This window comes from Amycolatopsis sp. NPDC114478 (genome assembly GCF_055633805.1).
The window spans coordinates 209,708-234,000 of sequence record NZ_JBVKDO010000008.1 but is presented as its reverse complement, the minus strand read 5'-3'; the positions used below and the strand labels follow the sequence as shown (position 1 = coordinate 234,000).

The 24,293-nt window shown below is 70.8% G+C and carries 20 protein-coding genes; 9 read left to right on the top strand and 11 right to left on the bottom strand.

The window, feature by feature from the left end:
* Positions 1 to 558 precede the first annotated feature (558 nt).
* The gene (locus ACZ7OH_RS23890; RefSeq protein ID WP_470282773.1) at positions 559 to 1,230 is read left to right on the top strand and encodes a hypothetical protein; all 672 of its coding nucleotides are present in this window, start codon (positions 559 to 561) and stop codon (positions 1,228 to 1,230) included.
* 57 nt (positions 1,231 to 1,287) lie between these two features.
* Here ACZ7OH_RS23890 and ACZ7OH_RS23885 read toward each other — a convergent pair whose 3' ends face one another.
* The 4 genes from ACZ7OH_RS23885 to ACZ7OH_RS23870 form a co-directional block, all read right to left on the bottom strand.
* Positions 1,288 to 2,961, bottom strand: coding sequence for a fumarate hydratase (locus tag ACZ7OH_RS23885; protein ID WP_470282772.1), 1,674 nt, complete (start codon positions 2,959 to 2,961; stop codon positions 1,288 to 1,290).
* A 556-nt stretch (positions 2,962 to 3,517) separates the two neighbouring features.
* Positions 3,518 to 4,546: a sigma-70 family RNA polymerase sigma factor gene (locus tag ACZ7OH_RS23880; RefSeq protein ID WP_400889647.1), complete on the bottom strand. Its 1,029-nt coding sequence runs from the start codon at positions 4,544 to 4,546 to the stop codon at positions 3,518 to 3,520.
* Positions 4,547 to 4,835: 289 nt separating this feature from the next.
* Positions 4,836 to 5,261, bottom strand: coding sequence for a D-aminoacyl-tRNA deacylase (gene dtd / locus ACZ7OH_RS23875; RefSeq protein WP_372668244.1), 426 nt, complete (start codon positions 5,259 to 5,261; stop codon positions 4,836 to 4,838).
* Positions 5,258 to 6,760: a DUF7782 domain-containing protein gene (locus ACZ7OH_RS23870; RefSeq protein ID WP_470282771.1), complete on the bottom strand. Its 1,503-nt coding sequence runs from the start codon at positions 6,758 to 6,760 to the stop codon at positions 5,258 to 5,260. Before ACZ7OH_RS23870 ends, dtd begins: the two co-directional genes overlap by 4 nt.
* Positions 6,761 to 6,779: 19 nt before the next feature.
* Between ACZ7OH_RS23870 and ACZ7OH_RS23865 the strand changes: the two genes are divergently transcribed.
* Together ACZ7OH_RS23865 and ACZ7OH_RS23860 are read left to right on the top strand one after the other, a co-directional pair.
* Positions 6,780 to 8,054 carry an amidohydrolase gene (locus ACZ7OH_RS23865; RefSeq protein ID WP_470282770.1) on the top strand — a complete coding sequence of 425 codons (1,275 nt, stop codon included), beginning with the start codon at positions 6,780 to 6,782 and terminating at the stop codon, positions 8,052 to 8,054.
* A gap of 38 nt (positions 8,055 to 8,092) precedes the next feature.
* On the top strand, positions 8,093 to 8,407 hold the full coding sequence (locus ACZ7OH_RS23860; RefSeq protein ID WP_470282769.1) for a DUF3099 domain-containing protein: 315 nt from the start codon (positions 8,093 to 8,095) through the stop codon (positions 8,405 to 8,407).
* On the opposite strand, the gene ACZ7OH_RS23855 is transcribed toward ACZ7OH_RS23860, so the two are convergent.
* Genes ACZ7OH_RS23855 through ACZ7OH_RS23835 form a run of 5 tightly spaced genes read right to left on the bottom strand, consistent with a single transcriptional unit; the run spans position 8,404 to position 12,081 of the window.
* Positions 8,404 to 9,276 (bottom strand): carbohydrate kinase family protein, encoded by an 873-nt coding sequence (locus tag ACZ7OH_RS23855; protein ID WP_470282768.1) that lies wholly within the window; start codon positions 9,274 to 9,276, stop codon positions 8,404 to 8,406. The two genes, ACZ7OH_RS23860 and ACZ7OH_RS23855, sit on opposite strands and share 4 nt — an antisense overlap.
* The gene (locus ACZ7OH_RS23850; RefSeq protein ID WP_400889657.1) at positions 9,273 to 10,178 is read right to left on the bottom strand and encodes a pseudouridine-5'-phosphate glycosidase; all 906 of its coding nucleotides are present in this window, start codon (positions 10,176 to 10,178) and stop codon (positions 9,273 to 9,275) included. Before ACZ7OH_RS23850 ends, ACZ7OH_RS23855 begins: the two co-directional genes overlap by 4 nt.
* Before the next feature lie 9 nt (positions 10,179 to 10,187).
* Positions 10,188 to 10,805: an HD domain-containing protein gene (locus tag ACZ7OH_RS23845; protein ID WP_470282767.1), complete on the bottom strand. Its 618-nt coding sequence runs from the start codon at positions 10,803 to 10,805 to the stop codon at positions 10,188 to 10,190.
* Positions 10,802 to 11,293, bottom strand: a complete 492-nt coding sequence (locus ACZ7OH_RS23840; RefSeq protein ID WP_470282766.1) for a TIGR03618 family F420-dependent PPOX class oxidoreductase — start codon at positions 11,291 to 11,293, stop codon at positions 10,802 to 10,804. The genes ACZ7OH_RS23845 and ACZ7OH_RS23840 overlap by 4 nt, the downstream gene beginning before the upstream one ends.
* Complete coding sequence (locus ACZ7OH_RS23835) at positions 11,293 to 12,081, bottom strand: sporulation protein (protein ID WP_470282765.1); 789 nt, start codon at positions 12,079 to 12,081, stop codon at positions 11,293 to 11,295. Before ACZ7OH_RS23835 ends, ACZ7OH_RS23840 begins: the two co-directional genes overlap by 1 nt.
* A 58-nt stretch (positions 12,082 to 12,139) precedes the next feature.
* Here ACZ7OH_RS23835 and ACZ7OH_RS23830 point away from each other — a divergent pair, with 58 nt between their 5' ends.
* A complete protein-coding gene (locus ACZ7OH_RS23830; RefSeq protein ID WP_167379801.1) occupies positions 12,140 to 12,382 on the top strand; it encodes a DUF3039 domain-containing protein in 243 nt (80 codons plus the stop codon).
* 163 nt (positions 12,383 to 12,545) lie between these two features.
* The gene (locus ACZ7OH_RS23825) at positions 12,546 to 13,382 is read left to right on the top strand and encodes a hypothetical protein (protein WP_470282764.1); all 837 of its coding nucleotides are present in this window, start codon (positions 12,546 to 12,548) and stop codon (positions 13,380 to 13,382) included.
* Between the two features lie 53 nt (positions 13,383 to 13,435).
* Here ACZ7OH_RS23825 and ACZ7OH_RS23820 read toward each other — a convergent pair whose 3' ends face one another.
* Together ACZ7OH_RS23820 and ACZ7OH_RS23815 are read right to left on the bottom strand one after the other, a co-directional pair.
* Positions 13,436 to 16,582, bottom strand: coding sequence for an efflux RND transporter permease subunit (locus tag ACZ7OH_RS23820; RefSeq protein ID WP_470282763.1), 3,147 nt, complete (start codon positions 16,580 to 16,582; stop codon positions 13,436 to 13,438).
* A 90-nt stretch (positions 16,583 to 16,672) separates the two neighbouring features.
* The gene (locus ACZ7OH_RS23815) at positions 16,673 to 17,833 is read right to left on the bottom strand and encodes a YihY/virulence factor BrkB family protein (RefSeq protein WP_470282762.1); all 1,161 of its coding nucleotides are present in this window, start codon (positions 17,831 to 17,833) and stop codon (positions 16,673 to 16,675) included.
* 225 nt (positions 17,834 to 18,058) lie between these two features.
* On the opposite strand from ACZ7OH_RS23815, the gene ACZ7OH_RS23810 reads away from it, so the two are divergent.
* From ACZ7OH_RS23810 to ACZ7OH_RS23795, 4 genes are all read left to right on the top strand, one after another.
* Entirely contained in the window at positions 18,059 to 19,795 is a 1,737-nt protein-coding gene (locus tag ACZ7OH_RS23810; RefSeq protein ID WP_470282761.1) for a DEAD/DEAH box helicase, read from the top strand.
* A 975-nt stretch (positions 19,796 to 20,770) separates the two neighbouring features.
* Positions 20,771 to 21,907 (top strand): sugar ABC transporter substrate-binding protein, encoded by a 1,137-nt coding sequence (locus ACZ7OH_RS23805; protein ID WP_470282760.1) that lies wholly within the window; start codon positions 20,771 to 20,773, stop codon positions 21,905 to 21,907.
* A 126-nt stretch (positions 21,908 to 22,033) separates the two neighbouring features.
* Positions 22,034 to 22,807, top strand: coding sequence for an ATP-binding cassette domain-containing protein (locus ACZ7OH_RS23800; RefSeq protein ID WP_400889675.1), 774 nt, complete (start codon positions 22,034 to 22,036; stop codon positions 22,805 to 22,807).
* Between the two features lie 20 nt (positions 22,808 to 22,827).
* A complete protein-coding gene (locus ACZ7OH_RS23795) occupies positions 22,828 to 24,291 on the top strand; it encodes a sugar ABC transporter permease (RefSeq protein ID WP_470282759.1) in 1,464 nt (487 codons plus the stop codon).
* Positions 24,292 to 24,293: the final 2 nt, after the last annotated feature.

The window sequence follows — 24,293 nt, the reverse complement described above, 5'->3', positions numbered from 1 at the left end:
CGGTGGCCGGTGGCGTGGGCCGGGCGGAGTGGTGGCCGGCGGTGATGGTGGTGTGAGCCGGGGCGGGTCGGTGGCTGGCGGTGCGCTGGTGGTGTGAGCCGGGGTGGGGCGGTGGCTGGCGGCGTGAGCCGGGGCGGCGGGCGGTGGCCGGTGGTGTGTTGGTGGCGTGGGCCCGGGTGGGGGAGCGACCGGCGTTGCCCTGGTGGCGTGAGCCGGGGTGGGGCGGTGGTCGGCGGTGCTGGTGGCGTGAGCCGGGCCGGGTCGGTGGGTGGCGGTGCGCTGGTGGTGTGAGCCGAGCGGTCGGCGGTGCGCTGGTGGCGTGACCGGCGCCCGGACCGCGGCCGGCGTGCGCGCTGAAGCATGGTCCGAACCACTCGCGCCCTGCGGCGTGGTTCCCTCCTCGGCGCCCAGGTAGCCGCCACTCTTCACCCCCGTGGTCCGGACCACCTCTTTCCCCCGCCCGTCGAAGTCGTCGAAAAACTTCCGGCTGTTCCGGTGAACCGCTCGTGTTACCGAGCCGTATCCAAGGGTGAGGTGGTGATCAGAGAGGAGGGGCACATGCCCCGGTTGAGCAGTGGTCGGCACCGCAAGCAGGCGACCGTCGGGCTGGCCGCGTTGCTGGGCGTTTCCGGCGTCACCGCGGCCGCCATCGCGCTGAGCAGTCCCGCGGGCAACGCGGCCGAGGCACCGAAGGAGAACTGCGGGGGACTCGACACCGCCCTGCAGAACAACCTGAACTTCATCGCGGGCCAGCGGGCGAACCCGGACGCGCAGTCGGCCGCGCGGATCGCCAACCGGCAGGCGGTCGTCGACCTGATCCAGCAACGGCGGCAGGTCGCGGGCTGCACGGCGAACGTCGCCGCGAACAACGGCCAGGCCGCGCCGGCCCCGGCCGCACAAGCCCCGGCGCAACAGGCGCCGGCCCAGCAAAGCCAGCCGCAGAAACAGAACCAGCAGCAGAACCAGTCCGGTGTGGCCACCGGCGCCGTCGTCTGCCCGGGCTCGACGGTGACGCTCTCGGGCGAAGGCGGCGCGCCCGCCGCGTCGAGCAACCAGTTCCCGGCGGGGACGAAGCTGAAGGTGACCAACCTGGACAACTCGAAGTCCACCACGGTGGCGGTCACGTCGGTGTCGGGCAGCTGCACGCTGCTCAACAACGCGGCCTTCGAGCAGGTGCGGGAACCCGGAAAGTTCCTCATCCGGCACGCGCGGATCGAGCGCGTCGGCTGAGGGAGCAGGGAAGAAAGGGGGCACCGGCGGCGGGCCGGTGTCCCCTTCCCTTGCGTTCTAACGGAAGCTGATCTGCAACACCGGGTCACCGGTGCTGGCGAAGAAGTCGTTGCCCTTGTCGTCGATGACGATGAACGCCGGGAAGTCCTCGACCTCGATCTTCCAGACGGCTTCCATGCCGAGCTCGGCGTACTCGAGGACGTCCACCTTCTTGATGCAGTCCTGCGCGAGCCGCGCGGCCGGGCCGCCGATCGAACCGAGGTAGAACCCGCCGTGCGACTGGCACGCGTTCGTCACCTGCTTCGAGCGGTTTCCCTTGGCCAGCATGACGAGTGAGCCGCCGGCGGCCTGGAACTGCTCGACGTAGGAGTCCATCCGGCCGGCGGTCGTCGGGCCGAACGAGCCCGACGCGTAGCCTTCCGGCGTCTTCGCTGGGCCGGCGTAGTAGACCGGGTGGTTCTTCAGGTAGTCCGGCATCTCCTCGCCGGCGTCGAGGCGCTCGGCGATCTTCGCGTGCGCGATGTCGCGGGCGACGACCAGCGGCCCGGTGAGCGAAAGCCGCGTCTTGACCGGCAGCTGCGAGAGCTGCGCGCGGATCTCGGCCATCGGCCGGTTGAGGCCGACGCTCACGACGTCGTCGGAGAGGTCTTCCTCGGTGACGTCGGGGAGGAACCGCGCCGGGTCGCGCTCGAGCTGCTCGATGAACACGCCGTCGGCGGTGATCTTCGCCTTGGCCTGCCGGTCGGCGGAGCAGCTCACGGCGATGCCGACGGGGCAGCTGGCGCCGTGGCGGGGGAGCCGGATGACGCGGACGTCGTGGCAGAAGTACTTGCCGCCGAACTGCGCGCCGATGCCGAACTGGCGGGTCATCTCGAGCACCTGCTGCTCGAGGTCCTGGTCGCGGAAGGCGTGGCCGAGCTCGGAGCCCTCGGCCGGGAGGTTGTCGAGGTAGCGCGCGGAGGCGAGCTTCGCGACCTTCAGGTTGAACTCGGCCGACATGCCGCCGACGACGATCGCCAGGTGGTACGGCGGGCAGGCCGCGGTGCCGAGGCTGCGCAGCTTCTCGTCGAGGAAGCGCGCGAGCCGCTTCGGGTTCAGGACGGCCTTGGTCTCCTGGTAGAGGAACGTCTTGTTGGCGCTGCCACCGCCCTTGGCCATGAAGAGGAACTCGTAGTAAGGATCTTCGGGCTGGCCGGCTGTGTTGTCCCTGTGGTAGAGCTCCACCTGGGCGGGGAGGTTGGTGCCGGTGTTGCGCTCGTCCCAGAAGTTCACCGGCGCCATCTGCGAGTAGCGCAGGTTCAGCTGCTGGTAGGCGTCGAAGATGCCCTGCGAGAGCGCGCGTTCGTCGTCACCGCCGGTGAGGACGCCTTCGCCGCGCTTGCCGATGACGATGGCGGTCCCGGTGTCCTGGCACATGGGGAGGACGCCGCCGGCGGAGATAGCGGCGTTGCGCAGCAGGTCCATGGCGACGAAGCGGTCGTTGCCGGAGGCCTCGGGGTCGTCGACGATGGCCCGCAGCTGCCGCAGGTGTGACGTGCGCAACAGGTGCTGGATGTCGGTGATCGCGGTGCGGGCGAGCGTGGTCAGCGCGGCGGGGTCGATCTTCAGGAACTTCCGCCCGGCGGCCTCGACGGTTTCGACGCCCTCGTCGGTGACCAGCCGGTACTCGGTGGTGGTGTCCTTGCCCAGCGGGAGGACTTCGGTGTGCTGAAACGTGGTGGTGGACGGCACTGCCAGGCTCCTTTGCCAGCTCCGGGATCGGTCCACCCTACGCAGCGGAAGGAGCCACGCCGAAGAGGCATGCGATCACTGTGGGCCACCCCACGCCTGCCCCGCCCCGCTCGGTATCCCCACCACCCCGAAGCCCGATTGTGACTACGGCCGGCAGTACCGCGTCAAGGCGGGAAAGCGTGCCTTGACCCGGCACCGCCGGCCGTGTTCTGGCTTCGGATCGGGGTTGCGGGGAGGTCTGGCTGCGGGAGCTGGTCGGGAGGCCGGGTCCACCCCGACGGACCCGACCTCCCGGGGAAAGCGGCCGGGTGCGTGCACACCCGGGCGCCTGGTCAGTGCCGTACCGCAAGCCGCTCCACGAATGTGGCGTGACGGAGGTCATAAGTCAACGCGGCCGAACGGGTACCAGCGGAGGGTTGCTACCCACGGCTGTCGGGGGCCAAACCCGGTTTTCGTGAAAAATTCTCGTCGACCGCCGCGGGAAACGCGGAACCGCTGGTCCTGGACGTGCGAAAGGGGCGGGTGCGCTCTGCACCCGCCCCTTCACGAAAAGCAATCAGCTGGCGTACGCGCGGAGGCGGTCGGCTCGCTCGCCCTGGCGGAGCTTCGACATGACCTCGCGCTCGATCTGGCGGACGCGCTCGCGGGACAACCCGAAGTGCTTGCCGATCTGGTCGAGCGTGCGCGGCTGGCCGTCGTCGAGGCCGTAGCGCAGCCGGATCACGTGCTGCTCGCGGTCGTCCAGGGTCGCCAGTACGCGGCGCAGGTCGTCCTGCAGCAGGCCCGAGATCACGGCGCTCTCGGCGTCCGTCGCCTCCGAGTCCTCGATGAAGTCACCCAGCGGGGCGTCCTCCTCGGTGCCGACCGGCATGTCCAGGCTTACCGGGTCACGCGAGTGGTCGAGCAGGTCGGAGATCTTGTGCGCCGGGATGCCCGACTCGGCCGCCAGCTCCTCGTTCGTCGCGTCGCGCCCGAGCTGCTGGTGCAGGTCGCGCTTGATGCGGGCGAGCTTGTTGACCTGTTCCACCAGGTGGACCGGGAGCCGGATGGTGCGGCCCTGGTCGGCCATCCCCCTGGTGATGGCCTGGCGGATCCACCAGGTCGCGTAGGTCGAGAACTTGAACCCCTTGGAGTAGTCGAACTTCTCCACCGCGCGGATCAGACCCAGGTTCCCCTCCTGGATCAGGTCGAGCAGCGGCATCCCCCGGCCGGTGTAGCGCTTGGCCAGCGAGACCACCAGACGGAGGTTGGCCTCCAGCAGGTGGTTCTTGGCCACGTGGCCGTCGCGGACGAGGGCGGACAGCTCCTTGCGGCGCTTCGGGGTGAGGTTCTCCCCGGTGTCCAGCATGTGCTGGGCGAAGACCCCGGCTTCGATGCGCTTGGCGAGCTCGACCTCGTCGGCCGCGGACAGCAGCGCCGTCTTGCCGATACCGTTGAGGTAGACACGCACGAGGTCGGCGGCGGGGCTCGGGGCGTCGAGGTCGCCGTCGGCGAGCGCCCCCACGCTCACCGGCTCCTCGGACACCTGAGCCGGGATGCGCTCGCGAATCCCGCGCGACTCGCGTTCGAGAGTCTGGACTGACATTCTGCCTCCCCGGTCACGGGCTGAACGTGCTGCTGCGGTCGTCCCACCGGGTGCGTACCCGCGGACCGGGGCCTGTGGAACCCGGTACGCCGGTCCGGCCGGCTTGGCTGGACATCTGGCACAACGCTCCGGGTTCCCAAAACGTTCCCGGCTCGTCATAGGAGAAGACGGCTGCCGGAGCGATCCGGTTGCTCAACCAATGCTGAGCTTTTGCTGAGAACGTTCCGTGACCGGGGAACCTGAGAATTCCATATGAATCCGGTCATGAATCGAACCGGATCGTAGTGGTCTAGACCTCTACGAGAACGGTGAACGGACCGTCGTTGACGCTCGAGACCGCCATCATCGCCCCGAAACGCCCCGTCGCGACGGTGGCGCCGCGCCCGCGCAGCTCGGCCACGACGGCGTCCACCAACGGCTCCGCGACCTCCGGCCGGGCGGCCCGCGTCCACGACGGCCGCCGCCCTTTCTTCGTGTCGCCGTAGAGCGTGAACTGGCTCACCACGAGCAGTGGCGCATTCGCCGTGGCGCATGATTCCTCGTCGCGAAGCACGCGCAGCTCGTGCAATTTGCGCGCCATCACGGCGGCCTTCGCCGCGTCGTCGTCGACGTGGATTCCCAGCAGCACAAGCAAACCCGGTCCGTCGATCGCGCCGACGACCTCGCCGTCGACCGTCACGTCCGCCCGCGCGACGCGGGCCGCGACGGCCCTCACCGGCCCGCCGGGACGAGCATCCCGTGCCGGACCAGCTCGCGGACGACGGGCAACGCGGTGGCGGCGAGCTCCGAAGCGTCGAGTCCTTGCGAGAACGCGAGGAGCTCGATCAGGTCCTCCAGTGGCAGCGCGCCCCGGCAGCCGGCGAGCAGCCGCGCGGCCAGTTCGTCGACCTCGTGCTGCCAGCCCGGCCCGTCGGTGCGGTGCAGCCGCCGGATGGTCGTCGCCCAGCCCTCGTCGCCGGGTTCCTCGATGCTTTCCAGCAAAACCGTGTCGGGCACCACAAACCGGACATCAAGCAATGAATCACCCGATTCGCGCAGCCATTCGACGCGGTCCAGCCAGCCCGCCGCTTCCGGGCCCAGCGGGTCGTCGTAGGCCTGCCGCAGGTCTTCGCAGACGACGGTCGGTGTCCGCCCGGACGCGCGCCGCAAGGTGACGAAGCCGAACCCGATGCCCTGGACGTCGTTGGCCGCGAACCAGTCGAGCCACGCCGCCGCCTTCGCGCGGCCTTCCGGCGAGCGCGGGTCGAGGCCCGCGTCGCGCAGCCAGGTGCCGACGTAGAGCGCCGGGTCGGCCACATCGCGCTGGACGAACCACGCGTCGGTCTCGGCCGGGAGCCAGCGGCTCACCCGGTCGGCCCAGTCCTCTTTCCCCGTGTGCAGCCACGAGGCGAGCAGCTGCCCGACGCCACCCTCGTTCAGGAAGCCGGGCAGCTGCCGGACGACCAGCGCGCTCGCGTCGTCGCCGGCCAGCCCGGAGTCGCGGTAGGTGTAGTCGACGCGCGCCGGGCCGACCACGAACGGCGGGTTGCAGACGACCTGGTCGAACTTCCGCCGCGCGACCGGTGCGAACCACTCGCCGCGCACGAGCTCGACGTCCAGCTCGTTCAGCCGGAAGGTGGCCGCGGCCAGGGCGAGCGCCCGCTCCGAGACGTCGGTCGCGGTCACGCGCTGGGCGTGCCGGGTCGCGTGCAGGGCCTGGACGCCGTTGCCGGTGCCCAGGTCGAGCAGCGTGCCGACCGGGCGGCGGCTGGTCGCGCGGATCAGCGACAGCGACGCGTGGCCGACGCCGAGCACGTGGTCCTCGGGCACGGTGGTGCCGAGCACGTCGGCGTCGAGGTCGGACACGACCCACCAGGAGCCTTCGTCGTCACCGTGCGGCCGGATGTCGAGGGCGGCGCGGTATCCGTCGGACACCGAAGCCAGCACACCCGCGGCCACCGCGTCCGACGGCGTGAGCGGCGCGAAGGCGGCCTTGACCGCGGTCTCCGGCTCGGTCCCGCCCAGCAGGAACAGCCGGATCAGCGTGCCCAGGTCACCGGCGTCCCGGCTCGCGCGTTCGGCGGGCAGCGGCTCGCCGCGGCCCAGCGCCGCGTGGGCGGCCCCGCCGAGGGCGGCCACGACGCCGTCGGCGTCGTAGGAGGTGCGCCGGAAGGCCTCGCGCAGCCGCGCGCAGACGTCGTCGGACAGGTCGGGCAGTACGCTTCGCGTGCTCACGGTGGGTAATGCTGCCACGATGGCCCCCGTGACCCATGAACGCGTCCTCGCCCCGCTCGACGCGGCGCTGCCCGAGCTCGAAGCGCTGTACATCGACCTCCACCGGCACCCCGAGCTGTCCTTCGCCGAGACCCGGACGGCGGCCGAGCTGGCCCGCCGGCTGGAGCGCGACGGCTACGAGGTGCACACCGGCATCGCCGGCACCGGGGTGCTGGGCGTGCTGCGCAACGGCGAGGGCCCGACGGTGCTGCTGCGCGCCGACATCGACGCGCTGCCGGTCGAGGAGAAGACCGGGCTGTCGTACGCGAGCACCGCGCGCGGCACCGACGAGCACGGCAAGGACGTCCCGGTCATGCACGCGTGCGGCCACGACATGCACGCGACCTGGCTCTCCGGCGCCGCCGCGCTGCTCGCGAAGGGCCGGGACGCCTGGTCCGGCACGCTGCAGGTGGTCTTCCAGCCGGGCGAGGAGGGCGCGGGCGGCGCCGCCCGGATGATCCGGGACGGCCTCTTCGACCGGGCGGGCACCCCCGACGTCGTGTTCGGCCAGCACCTGGTGCCCGGGCCGGCCGGCTGGGTGCTCACACGGCCCGGCGTGATCATGGCCGCGACCGACACCCTGCGGATCACCCTGTACGGCCGCGGCGGGCACGGTTCGCGCCCGGAGACGACCGTCGACCCGGCCGTGCTGGCCGCGTCGGTGGTGCTCAAGCTGCAGACGATCGTCTCGCGCGAGATCGCCGCCACCGACTCGGCGGTGGTCACCGTCGGCTCGCTGCACGTGGGCACGGCGAGCAACGTGATCGCCGACGACGCCGTCCTCGAGGTCAACGTCCGGTCGTTCGACCAGGCCGTCCGCGAGCGGGTGCTGGCCGCGGTCGAGCGGATCGTCCACGGCGAGGCGGCCACGGCCGGTGCGCCGAAGCCGCCCGAGATCGTCCGGTCCGGCTCCTACCCGATCACCGAAAACGACGAGGCCGCCAACGACGCGCTCACCGAGGTCTTCCGCGCGCGGTTCGGCGCCGACGTCGTGCTGCCGGCCCCGCTGGTCACCGGCAGCGAGGACTTCAGCGAGTTCGGCCGCGCGGCCGGGGTGCCGTCGGTGTTCTGGCTGGTCGGCGGCTTCGACCCGGAGACGGTCATCACGGCGATGACCGAGGGCCGGTTCGAGCGCGACGTCCCGTCCAACCACTCGCCGCGCTTCGCCCCGGTGCTGCACCCGACGCTGCGCACGGGCATCGAGACGTTGGTGACAGCGGCGCTGAGCCGGTTGTCCCACCCAGGTGACGCATGAGCCCCACAGGTGGGACGATGGATCGCGGAGGTGGTGCAGTGACCATGCCCGCCAACGACTCGGACCCGGTGCTGATCACCGGGGCGGCCCCGTCGTACGAAGAGCAGTTCAAGGCACGCAAGCGCAAGTACGTCATCATGATGTGCTGCCGCATCCCGTGCCTGATCGCGGCCGGGCTGACCTACCACGTGTGGTGGCTGGCGCTGGGGTTCCTCGCGATCTCGGTGCCGCTGCCGTGGATCGCGGTGCTGATCGCCAACGACCGCCCGCCCCGCAAGTCCGAGAACGTCTCGACCTACCAGCGCGAGGCGAAGGCGATCGAGAGCACCCCCCACCGCGTCATCGACGGCTAAACCGGCTGGGGCCCCACCTTCCCGACGGCCAGCGCGCCGAGCCGCGTCCCGTGCCGCAGGACGTCCACAGTGGACTCCCCGGCCAGCCAGCCGGTGAGCACGCCCGCGTCGAACGCGTCGCCCGCGCCGGTGGAGTCGACGCACTCGGCTTCGACGGCCGGGACGCTCGTGACGCCGCCGTCGTCGACCCAGCTCGCGCCGTCCAGCCCGGCGGTCACCACCACCGCGCCGACCGTGCCGAGCAGCTCCTTCGCCGACGCCGGGTCCGCCGAGCCGGTCAGCGCCACCAGTTCCTCGGTGTTCGGCATCAGCAGGTCGACCCCGCGGACGTCGTCGAGGAACGCCGCCGGGTCGGTGATGTGCGCGGCCGCCTGCGGGTCGACCGACGTCGTCAGCCCCGCCTCGCGCGCGGCGGCCAACGAGGCCAGCCCGGCCGCGCGGGACGGCGGGTCGAGCAGCACGTACCCGGACAAGTGGAGATGCCGAGCGCCGGACAGGGCTTCGGGCGTGACGTCCTCGGGGGCGAAGCGCTGGTTCGCGCCGCGGTCGGCGAGCATGCTGCGCTGCCCCGAGCCGTCGACCATCACCACGACGCAACACGTCGGAGCCTCGGGGTCGACGGCGAACGCGCACCGCACGCCCGCCGCCTCCAGTTCGGCGCGGATCAGCCGGCCGCCGGGGTCGTCGCCGATGCGGGCGACCAGCGTCGTCTCCGCACCGAGGTGCCGGAGCCACAGTGCTGTGTTGGCGCCCGAGCCGCCGCCGGTGAAGCGGATCTTCGCGCGGGCGTCGCCGCCGTGCGGCAGCGGCTTGTCGTGCCGGGCGATCACGTCGAGGGCCGCATCGCCGACCACCACGATCCCGCTCATGCCAGCGCCACCGCGACTTCGGTCGCCAGCTTCGCGTTGTTGAGCACCAGGGCTTCGTTGGCGTCGATGCTCACGCCGCCGCTGGCCGTGTGGAAGTGCTCCAGCAGCACCGGCGTGACGTCGGCGCCGTGCACGCCTCGCTCGGCGACCAGCGCGAGGCCTTCGGCGAGCAGCCGGTCGTGCAGCTCTTTGTCCATTTCGGACACTTCCGGGATCGGGTTCGCCAGCAGGACACCGGAACCCGCGTACGCGCGGTGCGCAGCGACCACCGCGGCGGCCTGCTTCGGGTCGTCGACCCGCCAGCCGACCCGGTGCCCGGACGAGCGGAGGTAGAACGCCGGGAAGTCGTCGGTGCGGTAGCCCAGCACCGGCACCGAGTTCGTCTCCAGCACTTCGAGCGTGGCCGGGATGTCGAGGACCGACTTCACGCCGGAGCAGACGACCACGGTCGGCACCTTCGCCAGCACGCCGAGGTCCGCCGAGACGTCCCAGGACTGCGCCGCGCCGACGTGCACGCCGCCGAGCCCGCCGGTGGCGAACATGCCGATGCCGGCCGCGGCGGCCAGCGCCGACGTGCTCGCGACGGTCGTCGCGCCCGAGCGGCCGAGGCCGACGGCCGGCCCGAGGTCGCGTAGCGAGAGCTTGTCGAGGCCGGCGTCCGGCGCGCAGACGCGCTCGAGCTCGGCGGGGGAGAGTCCGACGACGACGCGCCCGTCGAGCACGGCGATGGTGGCCGGGACGGCACCACCGTCGCGCACCACGCGCTCGAGCCGGCGGGCGACGTCGAGGTTGCGGCCCGGCGGCAGCCCGTGGGACAGGATGGTGCTCTCCAACGCGACGACGGGGTGCCCGTCACGCAGCGCCGAGGCGACCTCTTCGTGCAGGTTGAGTGGGGTGGTCACGAGGAACCATCATCGGTGATCGTCCCGCTCGCCGCGCCAGTGGGTCAGCTCGGCGGCGAGGTTCGTTTCCGCGGCGCTCGCCCAGCGTGTCCGCGCGGCTTCGCTGCGGTAGAGCGGCCGCGCGAGCATGCCTTCGAGGACGGCGATGCGCCCTTCGCGCCAGACGTCGTCGGGGTACTTCGCGTACTCCTCCCGCACGCCTTCCGCGTAGACCGCGTAGTCCTCGGCGGCCGCGCCGAGGACGGCGAGGTCGGCGTCGAGGAGCGCGGTGGCGAGGCGGTCGTCCGGTGGGGCGTCGTGCTTGATCGTCGCGAGGATCAGGCCTTCGACGCGGTGCTTGGCGGTTTCGTCGACTCCGTCCAGCGCTTCGCGGGCCCAGCGCGCGCTGGCGCGTTCGTCTTCGCCGGGCTTGGCGTCGTAGACGACGTCGTGGGTCCACGCGGCGACGGCGACGATCGCGCGGTCGGTTTCGCCGAGGTCTTCGGCCAGCCAGGCGGAGTCCCGCGCGACGGCGGCCGCATGGGTGAGGGTGTGGTAGCGGCGGTGGTGTTCGCCGTAGCGGGCCCGGAGTTCCGGCCAGGCGCCGGGCGTGCCGCCGAGGACGGCGATCGCTTCGGCCCACTTCACGGGAACGTCCAGCGGGTCGGAGTGCGCGTGAAGTCCTTCTCCCGCAGGCCGATGACCTTCTCCGGCCGCAGCCGCATCGACGCGTTGTCGGCGGGGTCGAGGAAGTCTTCTTCGTACGCTGTCGCGTACTTCGCGTTCATCGCGGCCAGGAACTCCCGGAGTGCCGCCGGGTCGGTGACGATCTCGGCCGTCCCCTCGACGACGACGGGCTCGTACGGATCGTCCGTGGCGATCGACACCGCCGAACCTCCGGCGATGTTCCGGGCCTTCACCGACCGCCGGGACGAGGAGAACCACAGCACCTCGCCGGTCCACACCGCCCAGACCGGCATCAGGTGCGGGCGCCCGCCGGGGGTGACGGTCGCCAGCCAGAAGTCGTGCGAGTCCCGCAGCCGCTCGTCGGCCCAGGACCAGGGCAATAGCCCGGCGGGACCGGCCGTGATGCCGTAGCCCGGCATGTGCGGCCGGGCGGCGCGGGGCTCGTCCATCAGTCGAAGATCCCCCGCGGCCGGGCGACCTGGTCCAGCCAGTCGTCGAGCTGCTTCTCCCAGTTCACGTCCGGCTTCATCGTGAACATCCCAAGGAAGTCCTGCCCGCGGCCGCCGAAGCCGCCCGTCTTCGAGACCCGGACCCGCTTGGTGACCTCCAGGACGACGTCCGTGCGGTCCGACGACGCCAGGAACGTCACCGCGAGCTGCGAGAACACGTTCGCGAAGCGCGGCGAAGGCGTGAAGCGGACCTCTTGGAAGAACGGCAGCTGCTGCTGGGCGCCGTTGATCCGGCCCTGCTCGAGAATCGCCTCGCGGAAAGTGAAGCCGATCCGGCTCAGCGCGTCGAGGACCCGCTTCTGCGCGGGGAGCGGCTCGATCGCGACGGCGTCGGCGTCGAACGGGTCGGACACCGCCGCCGCGAGGTCCAGCTCGGCCCGGACGCCGACCGCCGTGCCGGTGAGCGGCTTGCCGTAGACGCTGGTCACCGGCGTCTCCCAGGGCAGCGGCACCTCGAACGGCACCCGCACCTGCCGGCCGGCGCGGATGACCTCGCGCCCGACGAGCTGCTGGGTGCCGAAGGGGAGGTCTTCGGTCTTGTCGGCGCCGGGGACCTGGACGCGGGCCAGCAGGGTCACCGCGAGGCCCTTGATCTCCTGGTCGACGTCGCCGCCGGCCAGCAGGACCTCGCCGTGCAGGGGCCGGCCGGGGGTTGCGGTCCGGTCGAGGAGGCGGGCGTCGATCTTCGCCCCGCCCGAGCCGAACGTCGCGAGCACCTTCTGGAACATGCCGTGGATCCTGCCAGGCCGAAGACCTTTCGCGCGGGGACTCAGGCACAATGGGCGGGTGAGCACCGAGACGCTGACGAAGCCGGAAACCACGCCCGAGGGCACGGACACCACCGACGACGACACCCCGAAGATGTTCCACTACGTGAAGAAGAACAAGATCGCCGAGAGCGCGGTCATGGGCAATCACGTGGTGGCGCTCTGCGGCGAGGTCTTCCCGGTGACGAAGTCGCCGAAGCCCGGGTCGCCGGTCTGCCCGGCCTGCAAGGAGATCTTCGACGGGTTGCGCCCGGGGGAGTGACCCCGGGCTGATCCCCGGCGGGTGAGCCCGCCGGGGCTTCTTGCTGTCCGGAAGCGGACAAGTCGTCGAACAAACGTGAAAAACCTTCATTCGGCGGGTGTGTCGGGTGCCGGTGAGCTGGTAAATCCTCCGTGCCAGGTTCCCTCACCCACCGGAGTCGCACATGCGCAGAACCGGGATCGCCCTCGCCGTCGCCGCCCTGCTGACCGCGTTCTCGCCCGCACTGGCCCAGGCCGCCACGGGCTGGACGGAGGTCGGATCCGACCACGCTCGCGCCCTCGACGAGAGCCAGGGGCTCGCCACGATCGTCCGGCCGTCGGGCACCACCATCCGCTACACCGGGGTCGGCACCATCCCCGCGGACCTCAACTCCCAGGGCTGGAACCACGTCGGCGACCCGGGCTCGGCCCAGGGCTGGTACGTCGAGCCCTACCAGCGCGACGACCGCGGCGCGAAGCTCTTCCGCGTCCAAGCCCCGGACGGCTCGTGGGCGAACTACAAGCACAACCTCGAGTCGTGGGAAGCCAACAACAACTCCTTCGCCGCGGTGTCGCCCGACGCGCGCTGGCTGGTCGCGGGGGAGTGGGGCACGATGGACCGGCTCCTGGTCCACCCCATGCCCGGCGTGGTGGCGACGGACCCGGCGCAGAACCTGCCGTACGCGGCGGCGATCCGTCTCGACCACCCGGTCCGCGACGTCCAGGGCTGCGACTTCCAGACGGCGACCCGCCTGCTCTGCGCGTCCGACGACCCGGACGGCAGCCTCTTCGGCACGACGAAGCCGCTGCTGCAGGTGGACCTGGCCGGCGCGCTCAACGGCTCCGACGTCACCGGGCACGTGACGTCGCTGGGGCAGCTCCCGCTGCGCAGCGGCTGCAGCGGGTCCTTCGAGGTGGAGGGCATCGACTTCGACGAGCGCGACGGCACCCTGCGCGTGATCGTCATGTCGCCGGGCATCTGCATCCTCTTCGACTCGATGACCTACCGCTTCAAGCAGTGAACGCCGAAGGCCCGGCACTTCCCCAGGGAAAGTGCCGGGCCTTCGTGATGCGGTCAGGCGGTCGGGGCGGGGTCCAGGGACTCCGACTCCGGCGCCTTCGCCGGGGTCCGCTTGGCTTCGCGACGCGCGCGCCGCCGTTCCTTGCGGGTCTCGACCATCGTGTAGAGCGTCGGGACCAGCACCAGCGTCAGCAGCGTCGAGCTGACCAGGCCGCCGATCACCACGATGGCGAGGGGCTGGCCGATGAAGCCGCCCTGGCCGGTGATGCCCAGCGCCATCGGGACGAGCGCGAAGATCGTCGCCGCCGCGGTCATCAGGATCGGGCGCAGCCGTCGCCGGCCGCCCTCGGTCACCGCCTCGGTGACGCTCATGCCCTCCGCGCGGTACTGGTTGATCAGGTCGATCAGCACGATCGCGTTCGTCACCACGATCCCGACCAGCATCAGCATGCCGATCAGCGCCGGCAGGCCGAGCGCGGTGCCGGTGGCCAGCAGCAGCCCGATCGCGCCGGTCGCCGCGAACGGGATCGACACCAGCAGGATCAGCGGCTGGATCAGGCTCCGGAACGTCGCGACCATGATGAGGAACACGATCGCGATCGCCGCCAGCAGCGCCAGGAACAGGTTCGAGAACGCCTCCTGCTGGTCCTGGCTCACACCGCCGAGTGAGTACGACGCGCCACCGGTGAACGTCAGTCCGTCCAGTTTGGACTTGATGTCCGCGGTCGTCTTGGTCAGGTCGGCGCCGGTGTTCTTGGCGGTCACCGTGGTGCTCAGGTCGCCGCCGGTGCGGTGCACCGACGCCGGTCCGTCCACAGTGGACACCTTGGCGACCTCGTCGAGCCGGACGACCCCGGTCGGACCGGGGATCGGCAGGCCCTTCACCTGGTCGACCGTCACCGGAGCCGTGCCGGCGCGCAGCACGACGTCCGTGCGCTGGCCGTCGACCGGCAGCTGCGTCACCGTCCGGCCGGCGATCGCCTGGTTGGCGACCTGGCCGATGGCGCTCGCCGACAGCCCGTGCGCGGCGGCCGCGGCGTCGTCCACCTCGACCTGCACCCGCGGCGAACCGACGGCCAGGTCACTGGACACCTCGGTCAGCCCGGACACCCCGCCCAGCGCCCGCACGACCTGGTCGGACGCGGGCTTGAGCGCGGCCTCCGACGGCGCGGTGACCGTCACCGAGACCTGGTCGGAGTTGAACCCGGACGCGTCCGCGCCGATCTTGACCTCGCCCAGTTCCGGCCGCGAGGTCAGCTTCGAGCGCAGCCGGTTCGACAGCGCGTCGAGGTCGGTGCCCTTCGCGACGGTGACCGAGATGCTCGTGTTGGTCCCGCCACCGAAGCCGAACGTGCCACCGCCGCCGATGCTGACCTGGTAGGTCTGCACCGCCGGCTCCGCGGCCAGCGCCTGCTCGACGGCCGTCGACGCCTTCTCCTTCGCCTCGACGCTCGTGCCCGCGGGCAGCTTCTGCGTCATGTTCAGCGTGGTGCCCCCGGACTGGTCGAGGAAGTTCGTGTTCAAGCGCGTCGCGAGCCCGACCGTGCCGGCGAAGATCAGCAGCGCCAGCAGGACGACGGTCAGCCGCCGCTTGGTCGCGAACCGGATCACCGGCAGGTAGGCGCGCTGCAGGAAACTGCGGCGCTCCTTCTCCACGGCGGCTTCGCGGGCGCGCTCGGCCTCGATCGCGTCCGCCGGGACCGCGGGCGGCTTCAGGAACCAGTACGCCAGCACGGGAACGACGGTCAGCGAGACGAGCAGCGACGCCAGCAGCGCGACGGTCACGGTGATCGCGAAGGGCGAGAACAGCTCGCCGACGAACCCGCCGACGAACGCGATCGGCAGGAACACCGCGACGGTCGTCAGCGTGGACGACGTCACCGCGCCGGCCACTTCGCGGACGCCGTCGAGCACCGCTCGTTGCTTCTCCTCGCCGTAACCCAGGTGCCGCTTGATGTTCTCGAGCACGACGATCGAGTCGTCGACCACCCGGCCGATCGCGATGGTCAGCGCGCCGAGGGTGAGCAGGTTGAGCGACAGGTCGCCGGTCCACAGCGCGATCAGCGCGACCACCACCGACAGCGGGATCGACACCGCGGTCACCAGCGTCGAGCGCACCGACAGCAGGAACAGCAGGATCACGATGACGGCGAACGCCAGGCCCAGCAGGCCTTCGGTGGTCAGGCCGCTGATCGCGTCCTTCACCGGCGTGCCCTGATCGAACACGACGCTCATCTCGGAGCCGGTCTTCTTCGCCAGGTCCGGCAGCTTGGCGCGGACGGCGTCGGAGATCGCGACGGCGTTCCCGTTGTCCACCATGGTGATCGAGAGGCCGAGGCTCGGCTTCCCGTTGGTGCGCGTGATCGACGTCGGCGGCGCGAAGCCGGTCTGCACGTCGGCGACGTCACCCAGCTTCACGGGGCCGCGGGCCGGTGCGCGAGCGCCGCCGGCGGACGCCGCGCTCGGCGTCAGGTAGAGGTTGCGGATCGTGTCCACAGTGGTCTGCCCGCCGCCGACCTGGACGCTCAGCGTCTTGTCGCCTTCGGTCAGCGTGCCGGCCGGCACGGCGGCGCCGGCGGTCTGCAGCGTGGTCGCGATCGACGCCGGGTCGACGCCGGCCGCGGCCAGCTTCGCGTAGTCGAGCGCGATCGTGACGCGCGGCTGCCGAACGCCGGTCACGGTCACCGTGCGGACGCCGTCGATCTTCCGCAGTTCCGGCGCGACCTGGTCGGTCAGCGCGGGCGCGAGCTGCTGCGGGTCACCGGAGGTGCCCGCGGCGACCAGCACGACCGGCAGGTCGTCGGTGCTGCCGGCGGACACGGACGGCTCGGAGTTCTGCGGCAGCCGCGGCCGGACCTGGTTCACCGCCTGCTGGATCTGGGAGACCGCGGCGTCGAGGTCGGTGCCGAACGCGAACTGCGTGACGACGCGCGAAACGCCGTCCGACGACGTGGAGTTGATCGACTCCAGGCCCTTCAGCCCCTGCAGCGCGCCTTCGAGGGGCTCGGAGACCTGGCGGTCGACCGCGTCCGGCGATGCGCCCGCGTACGAGGTGACGATCTGCGCCTGCGGGAACTGCAGCGACGGGAACAGCTGCTGCTTGATCTGCGGCAGCGCGAAAGCACCGAAGCCGATGACCACCAGCGCGAGCAGGCCGATCAGGCTTCGGTTGCGCAGGCTCAATCTGGCCAGCACGGACATGGCTGTGGAAACCCCCTCGGGAATGGCGCGGCGGCCGACGCCGGCGCGCGCGATGTGGGGAAGCGTGCCACGTCCGACCTGAGGAGCGACTCAGTCTGGGGGTGGATTCCGGGTCGTCCCCTGGGAGGAGACGCGACCCTGAGGAGCGCTGGGTGCCGGTTCGGCCGCGCTCGGTGACGGCTCGTCCTCTTCGGACGGTGCTTCTCCGGTTGGTGCTTCGCCGTTGGCGGAGGCGTCTTCGGCGCGCGGGCGGCGCAGCGGCGTGGTCGTGCGCTCCCACAGCTTGCGGCCCTCTTCCGAGCGCAGCCGTTCGGAGGCGCGTTCCATCTCCAGCCGCCGCCACTTGCGCCGCTGCCGCCGCGTCGCCTTGGCCGGCCACAGCTCCTGGATCGCGCTGTTGAAGTAGGCCCCGCCGACCACGGCCAGGCCGATGAAGAACATCAGCAGCAGGAACGCGATCGGCGCGGCGAGCGCGCCGTAGGTGTAGCCGGTCTTGGTGATCCAGTTGAGGTAGATGCGCAGGCCGACCGAAGAGAGCAGGAACACGACCATCGCGAGCACCGCGCCCGGCAGGCCGCGGTGCCACGGCAGCTTCCGCGGCAGGGCGAGCTTGTACAGCGTGGTCAGCGCGAGCGTGATCATCACCCCGAGGGTGGGGAAGTACAGCGCGCTCACCCACGCCGTCACGGTCGGGCGCCAGGCGGCCGGGAAGAACTCCGGCAGCAGGTCGGGCCCGATCGCCAGCAGCGGCAGCCCGACGACCAGGATGACCAGGCCGCACAAGTAGAGCAGCAGCGCGAAGATCCGCTGCCAGACGTCGTTGCGGACGCCGTACTGGTCGTGCGCGACGGTGATCGCGTCCACGAAGGACGACATCGCCGACGAACCCGCCCACAGCGAGATCAGGAAGCCGACCGAGACGATCTCGCCCTTGCCGACGGTGAGGATGCTGTTCACGGTCGGCTCGATGATGTCGTGGACGGCGTTGGCGCTGAAGACGGTCCGGCAGAAGCCGATGATCCGGTCGTGCACCGCGGCGACGACGTCCTGGCCGAACCACTCGCCGACGAAGCCGAGGCTGCCGAGCAGCCCGAGCAGCAGCGGGGGCAGCGACAGCGTCTGCCAGAAGGCCGCTTCGGCGGCCTCGGAGAAGATGTTGCCCTCCCAGGCCTTGCCGAGCGTGCGCGTGAGGAGGCGCCACGGCCCCTTGCGGGCCACCTTCGTCGCTGCGGACGGCTGCACCTCACCCATGACGTGTCCAGCATGGTCCATCGGTGCTGATTTGGCTCGTCACACCCCCTGCGGCCGGGCGTGTCGGGGGACATCACCCGTGCCGGTGCCCGGAACTGTCGGACCCGGCCGGTAGACTCGCTTCAGTGCCCTCACCGCAAGCCGCCGGCAGCTCAATGCAGCAGCAGTCGGTTCCACAGTGAGGGTTTTCGCACGTCAAAGGCATGAGCGAGGGGGAGGACCGGCATGACGGAGACGCAGCTCGGGGCGCCTCCCGCGGAGAAGGACTCGACCGCGCGCCCGCTGCGGGCGTGGCAGCGGCGGGCGCTCACGAAGTACCTGACGCAGAAGCCCAAGGACTTCCTCGCGGTGGCGACGCCCGGTGCCGGCAAGACGGTGTTCGGCCTGCGGATCGCCGCGGAACTGCTGAGCGACCGCACGGTCGAGGCGATCACCATCGTCACCCCGACCGAGCACCTCAAGCACCAGTGGGCGGCGTCGGCCGCGGCGGCCGGCATCGCCATCGACTCGAACTTCCGCAACACCACCGGCGTCACGTCGTCGGACTACAACGGCGTCGCGCTGACGTACGCGCAGGTCGCGGCGCACCCGACGCTGCACCGGGTGCGCACCGAGAACCGCAAGACGCTGGTGATCCTCGACGAGATCCACCACGGCGGCGACGCGAAGTCCTGGGGCGACGCGATCCGCGAGGCGTTCACCCCGGCCGTGCGGCGCCTGTCGCTGACCGGGACCCCGTTCCGCTCCGACGACTCGGCCATCCCGTTCGTCACCTACGAGCCGGACGCGGGCGGCTTCCAGCGCAGCAAGGCCGACCATTCGTACGGCTACGCGGACGCGCTGGCCGACGGCGTGGTCCGGCCGGTCGTCTTCCTCGCGTACTCCGGTGAGGCCTCCTGGCGCACGAGCGCGGGGGAGGAGTTCACCGCGCGGCTCGGCGAGCCATTGACGGCGGAGCAGAACGCCCGGGCGTGGCGCACGGCGCTCGACCCGGCGGGCGAGTGGATCCCGGCGGTGCTGCAGGCGGCCGACACGCGGTTGTCGCAGGTCCGCCAGCACGTGCCGGACGCCGGCGGCCTGGTGATCGCGACCGACCAGGAGTCGGCGCGGGCGTACGCGAAGATCCTGGAGCGCATTTCGGGCGAGATGCCGACGCTGGTGCTGTCGGACGACCCGAAGGCGTCGGGCCGGATCAAGGAGTTCTCGGAGACGAACGAGCGCTGGATCGTGGCGGTCCGCATGGTCTCGGAGGGCGTCGACGTCCCGCGGCTGGGGGTCGGCGTGTACGCGACGAGCGCGTCGACGCCGCTGTTCTTCGCCCAGGCGATCGGCCGTTACGTGCGCGCCCGCAAGAAGGGCGAGACGGCGAGCGTGTTCCTGCCGTCGGTGCCGGTGCTGCTGGAGCTGGCGAGCGAGCTGGAGGCGCAGCGCGACCACGTGCTGGGCAAGCCGCACCGCGAGAAGGAGGGCTGGGAGGACGAGCTCCTGGCCCAGGCCAACCGCACGGAGGACGAGCCGGGCGAGGAGGAGAAGGCGTTCACGTCGCTGGGCGCCTCGGCCGAGCTCGACCAGGTCATCTACGACGGAAACTCCTTCGGCACGGCAGTGTTCTCGGGTTCCGACGAGGAGCAGGAGTACCTGGGGTTGCCGGGGCTGCTCGAGCCGGACCAGGTCCGGGCGCTGCTGCGCAAGCGCCAGGAGGAGCAGGTCGCGGACGAGAAGCGCCGCAAGCCGGCAAAGGAGGAGGCCCCGCCCCCGGCGGCTCGCCCGCAGTCGGTGAGCGAGCGGCTCGGTGCGCTGCGGAAAGAGCTGAACGCGCTGGTGGGGATGTACCACCACCGCACGAAGAAGCCGCATGGCGCGATCCACAACGAGCTTCGGCGGGTTTGCGGTGGGCCGGTGACTGCTATGGCGACTGTTGAACAGCTCGAAGAACGGATCGTGACCCTGCGGTCCTGGTAGGCGGTTCGGCTGGGCGCCGCGGCCGGGGGTGCGGTTGGCCGCCGGGGGAGAGGTTGCCGGTGGGTGATCGCCGCCCGGGTTCGGTTGGCCGCCGGGAAGGTCGCCGGCGGGGAGGTTGCCGCCGGGCGTGAACTGAGCCGGATCGCCGCCGCTCGTTCCTTTGCCTGCCTGGCGAGCAGCCCCGAGCCGGGCCCCGGTTGCGCCACCCGCAACCCGCGCGGCCTCCGGCCGCTGCGAACTACACCTCACCTGCGCCGCCGGGCTTCAACCCGCCTCCGCCGCCTCGCTCCGCTGGGAAGCGCTGCAAAGTCAGCGCCCCGGCCACCGCTTGTTGCGCCACCCGCAACCAACGCGGCCTCCGGCCGCTCCGAACCGCGTCGCCGGGCCTCAGCCTCCCAACCGACCCCGCCCTCCCGGCCAGCCCCACCGGGTCCCCCTCCAGCCCACCAGGTGTCGCCCAGCCGGTTGAACTCCACCGTCACCGTCCGTTCCTGGTAAGTACCAGCCCGAACGTGACCCTCCGTACCCCCTCCGTCACGCCTCGCCTGCCCGTGCGTCCCCCACTCGATGCCCCTCCGGGCACCTTCCGCTCCGAAGTTCGCAAGTCGGCGACCAATCAGCGGCCCGGCACGTGGGTTCGCCACCACTTCGCGGCGGATTGCGCTGCGTACACCCCTGCGGAGTACCTTCAAGCCGTCAAGAAACCTGGATGTAACAGAGGGTGAGTGCTGGCGATCACATCGTCAGCGGATCTACTCTTTCCGGGCGAGGTTCAGCCCGTGTTGCCGAACCGTGTCCAATTGGTGTCATTTAATCGATCCAGCTATCTTCCCCGCAGCCGCTCAGCGGCATATGTTGTCGCCCACAACATATGCGCGACGGTGCGCCGGGACCCTCCGGATCACCGCCCCGCAGGGCCCGAGACGACGTCGAGGGCCCGCTCGTCACCAATGCTTGGATCCGGAAGGAACGAGGATGCGCAGCAGAACCCTTACCCTCCTCGCCGCCACGGTGAGCACCGGCCTGGTGCTGACCGCTTGCGGTGCCAACAGTTCAAACAGCGGGGGCACGGGGAGCAGCTCCGCTTCCTCGTCCGCGCAGGCCGGTGGCGGTGCCAGCGGCAAGGTCGGCGTCATCCTCCCGGAGACCGCCACCTCGGCGCGCTGGGAGGCCTTCGACAAGCCGATGCTGCAGGCCGCGCTTTCGGCGCAGGGCTTCGAGGCCGACATCCAGAACGCCCAGGGTGACAGCCAGAAGTTCTCCACCCTGGCCGACGGCTTCATCAGCTCCGGCGTCAAGGCCCTGATCATCGCCCCGTCCGACCCGGCCGTCGGTGCCGCCGTCGAGGCGAAGGCGAAGGGCGCCGGCATCCCGGTCATCGACTACGACCGGCCGAGCCTCGGCGGGTCCGCCGACTACTACGTCTCGTTCGACAACGAGAAGGTCGGCCAGCTGCAGGGTCAGGGCCTCGCGGACAAGCTGAAGGACAAGCCGGGCGCGCAGGTCATCCAGATCGAGGGTGCCCCGACCGACAACAACGCGACGCTGTTCACCAAGGGCCAGGACTCCGTCCTCGCGCCCCTGTTCGCCAGCAACGCGCTGAAGCTGGTCCAGAAGCAGCCGATCAACGACTGGGACAACCAGCTCGGCGGCACCACGTTCGAGCAGATCCTGCAGGGCAACGGCGGCAAGGTCGACGGCGTCGTCGCGGCGAACGACGGTCTGGCCGGCGCGGTCATCACCATCCTCAAGAAGAACGGCCTCAACGGGAAGGTCCCGGTCACCGGCCAGGACGCGACCGCCGACGGCCTGATGGCGATCATGCGCGGCGACCAGTACCTGACGATCTTCAAGCCGATCAAGGAAGAGGCCGAGGCCACCGCCAAGCTGGCCGCCGCCCTGGCCAAGGGTGACACCGCCGGTGCGGACGCGATCGCGACGGGCAAGCTCCACGACCCGAAGAACAACCGCGACATCAAGTCCGTGCTGCTCACGCCGACCCTGATCCTCGAGAAGGACATCAAGACCGTCGTGACCCAGGGCTACGTGAAGGCCAGCGAGATCTGCGGTGGCGACCTCGCCGCCAAGTGCAGCTCGCTCGGCATCTCCTGAGCCGCCCGCACCTCCCATGAACAGCCGGGCCGGGACGCGCACCCCGACGGCGCGTCCCGGCCCGGTCCCCACCCGTCTGACCCGAGCGGCGGCACAGGGCAGCAGAAATTCGGAGTAGAGCCAGCCATGAGTGAGCCCATTCTCGAGATCAAGGGCCTGAACAAGAGCTTCGGCCCCGTCCACGTCCTCCACGACGTGGACTTCGACGTGCGTGCGGGGGAAGTGACCGCGCTGGTCGGCGACAACGGCGCCGGCAAGTCGACCCTCGTCAAGTGCATCGCCGGCATCCACCCGTACGACTCGGGGGCCGTGCGGTTCAACGGGCAGGACACCCACATCCGCGGCCCGCGCGACGCCGCCGACCTCGGCATCGAGGTCGTCTACCAGGACCTCGCGCTCGCCGACAACCTCGACATCGTCCAGAACATGTTCCTCGGCCGCGAGCGCGGCAGCTCGTGGAAGCTGGACGAGGCCGCCATGGAGAAGGCGGCCCGCGAAACGCTGGCCTCCCTGTCGGTCCGGACCGTGAAGTCCGTCCGCACGCCGGTCTCCTCGCTGTCCGGTGGTCAGCGCCAGACCGTCGCCATCGCGAAGTCGGTGCTGTGGAACAGCAAGGTCGTCGTGCTCGACGAGCCGACCGCCGCGCTCGGCGTCGCGCAGACCCGGCAGGTGCTCGACCTGGTCCGCCGGCTGGCCGAGCAGGGCCTCGGCGTCGTGCTGATCAGCCACAACATGGCCGACGTGTTCGAGGTGGCCGACCGCATCGCGGTGCTCTACCTCGGCCGGCTCGTCGCCGAGGTGCACACGAAGGACGTCACCCACGGCCAGGTCGTGGAGCTGATCACGGCGGGTCGCTCCGGTGACCTCGGCCTGGCCCGGCCCGAAGCCGTGGTCCTGTGAGCGGGAAGAAAGAACCGGAAATGACTGAAACCCCTGCCAAGCACGAGGTCGGCACCCCCGCCGACGCGCTCGCGCAGACCCAGAACCCGACCGCGGCGATCACCGACTTCGGCATCGACACGACATCGATGTCAACCGGCGAAGCCGTCCGCGACTACTTCGCCCGCCTGCGGGCCGGCGAGCTCGGCGCGCTGCCGTCGCTGTTCGGCCTGCTCGTGCTGGTCATCCTGTTCAGCGCGCTGTCGGACAACTTCTTCACGCTGGCCAACATCGCCAACGTCTTCCCGCAGGGCGCGGGCGTGATCATCATCGCGATGGGCATCGTCTTCGTGCTGCTGCTCGGCGAGATCGACCTCGCCGCCGGTGTCGCGTCCGGTACCGCCGCGTCGGTGATGGCCCTGCACTACGTCCACGCGGGCAACTTGCTGGGCTCCATGGGCTCCGGCGTGTTCATCACGTTCATCGCGGTGCTCGCGGTCGCCATGCTGCTGTCGGCCTACCAGCGGATCTGGGCCGGCGCGGGGCTGTCGCTGGTCGGCCTGCTGATCGTCGCGATCGGCGTTCCCGCCAACGCCTGGCTGGAGATCCTGCTGGCCATCTGCGTCGGCACCGCGATCGGCTGCATCACCGGCTTCCTCGTGTCGAAGATCGGCATGCCGTCCTTCGTCGTGACGCTGGCGCTGTTCATCGTGTGGCAGGGCGTCCTGCTGCAGTTCATCGGTGAGGGCGGCACGATCGGCATCACCAACTCCGACATCCTGTACAAGATCGCCAACGGCAACCTGAACATCCTCGGCAGCTGGATCTTCTTCCTCGTCGCCGCGGGCGGGTTCGCGGTGATCACGCTGCTCAGCCACTTCAAGCGCCTTCAGCGCGGCCTGGTCGTCCAGCCGACGGCGCTGGTGATGGTCAAGGTCGGCGCGCTCGTCGTGCTGTCGGCGATCGGCACCTGGCTGCTGACGATCAACCGCTCGCCGAACAAGGCCGTCGTCACGATCGAGGGCGTCCCGTACGTCATCCCGATCATGCTGGCGCTGCTGGTGGCCGGGACCTACGTGCTCAACCGGACCAAGTACGGCCGGTACGTCTACGCGGTCGGCGGCAACAAGGAAGCCGCCCGCCGCGCCGGTATCGACGTGCCGAAGATCCGCGCGAGTGTGTTCGTCATCGGCTCGGCGATCGCGGCCATCGGCGGCATCGTCGCCGCGTCGAAGGTCGGTTCGGTCAGCCCGCAGTCCGGTGGCCTCAACACGCTGCTGTTCGCGGTCGGCTCGGCCGTCATCGGCGGCACGTCGCTGTTCGGCGGCAAGGGCCGGGTGTCCGACGCGGTCGTCGGTGGCCTGGTGATCGCCGTGGTCATCAACGGTCTGGGCCTGCTCAAGCAGCCCGCCGCGGTGGTCAACATCATCACCGGTCTCGTCCTGTTGCTCGCCGCCACGGTCGACGCGCTGTCCCGGCGCCGCGCGGCTGCGTCGACGCGCTGAAC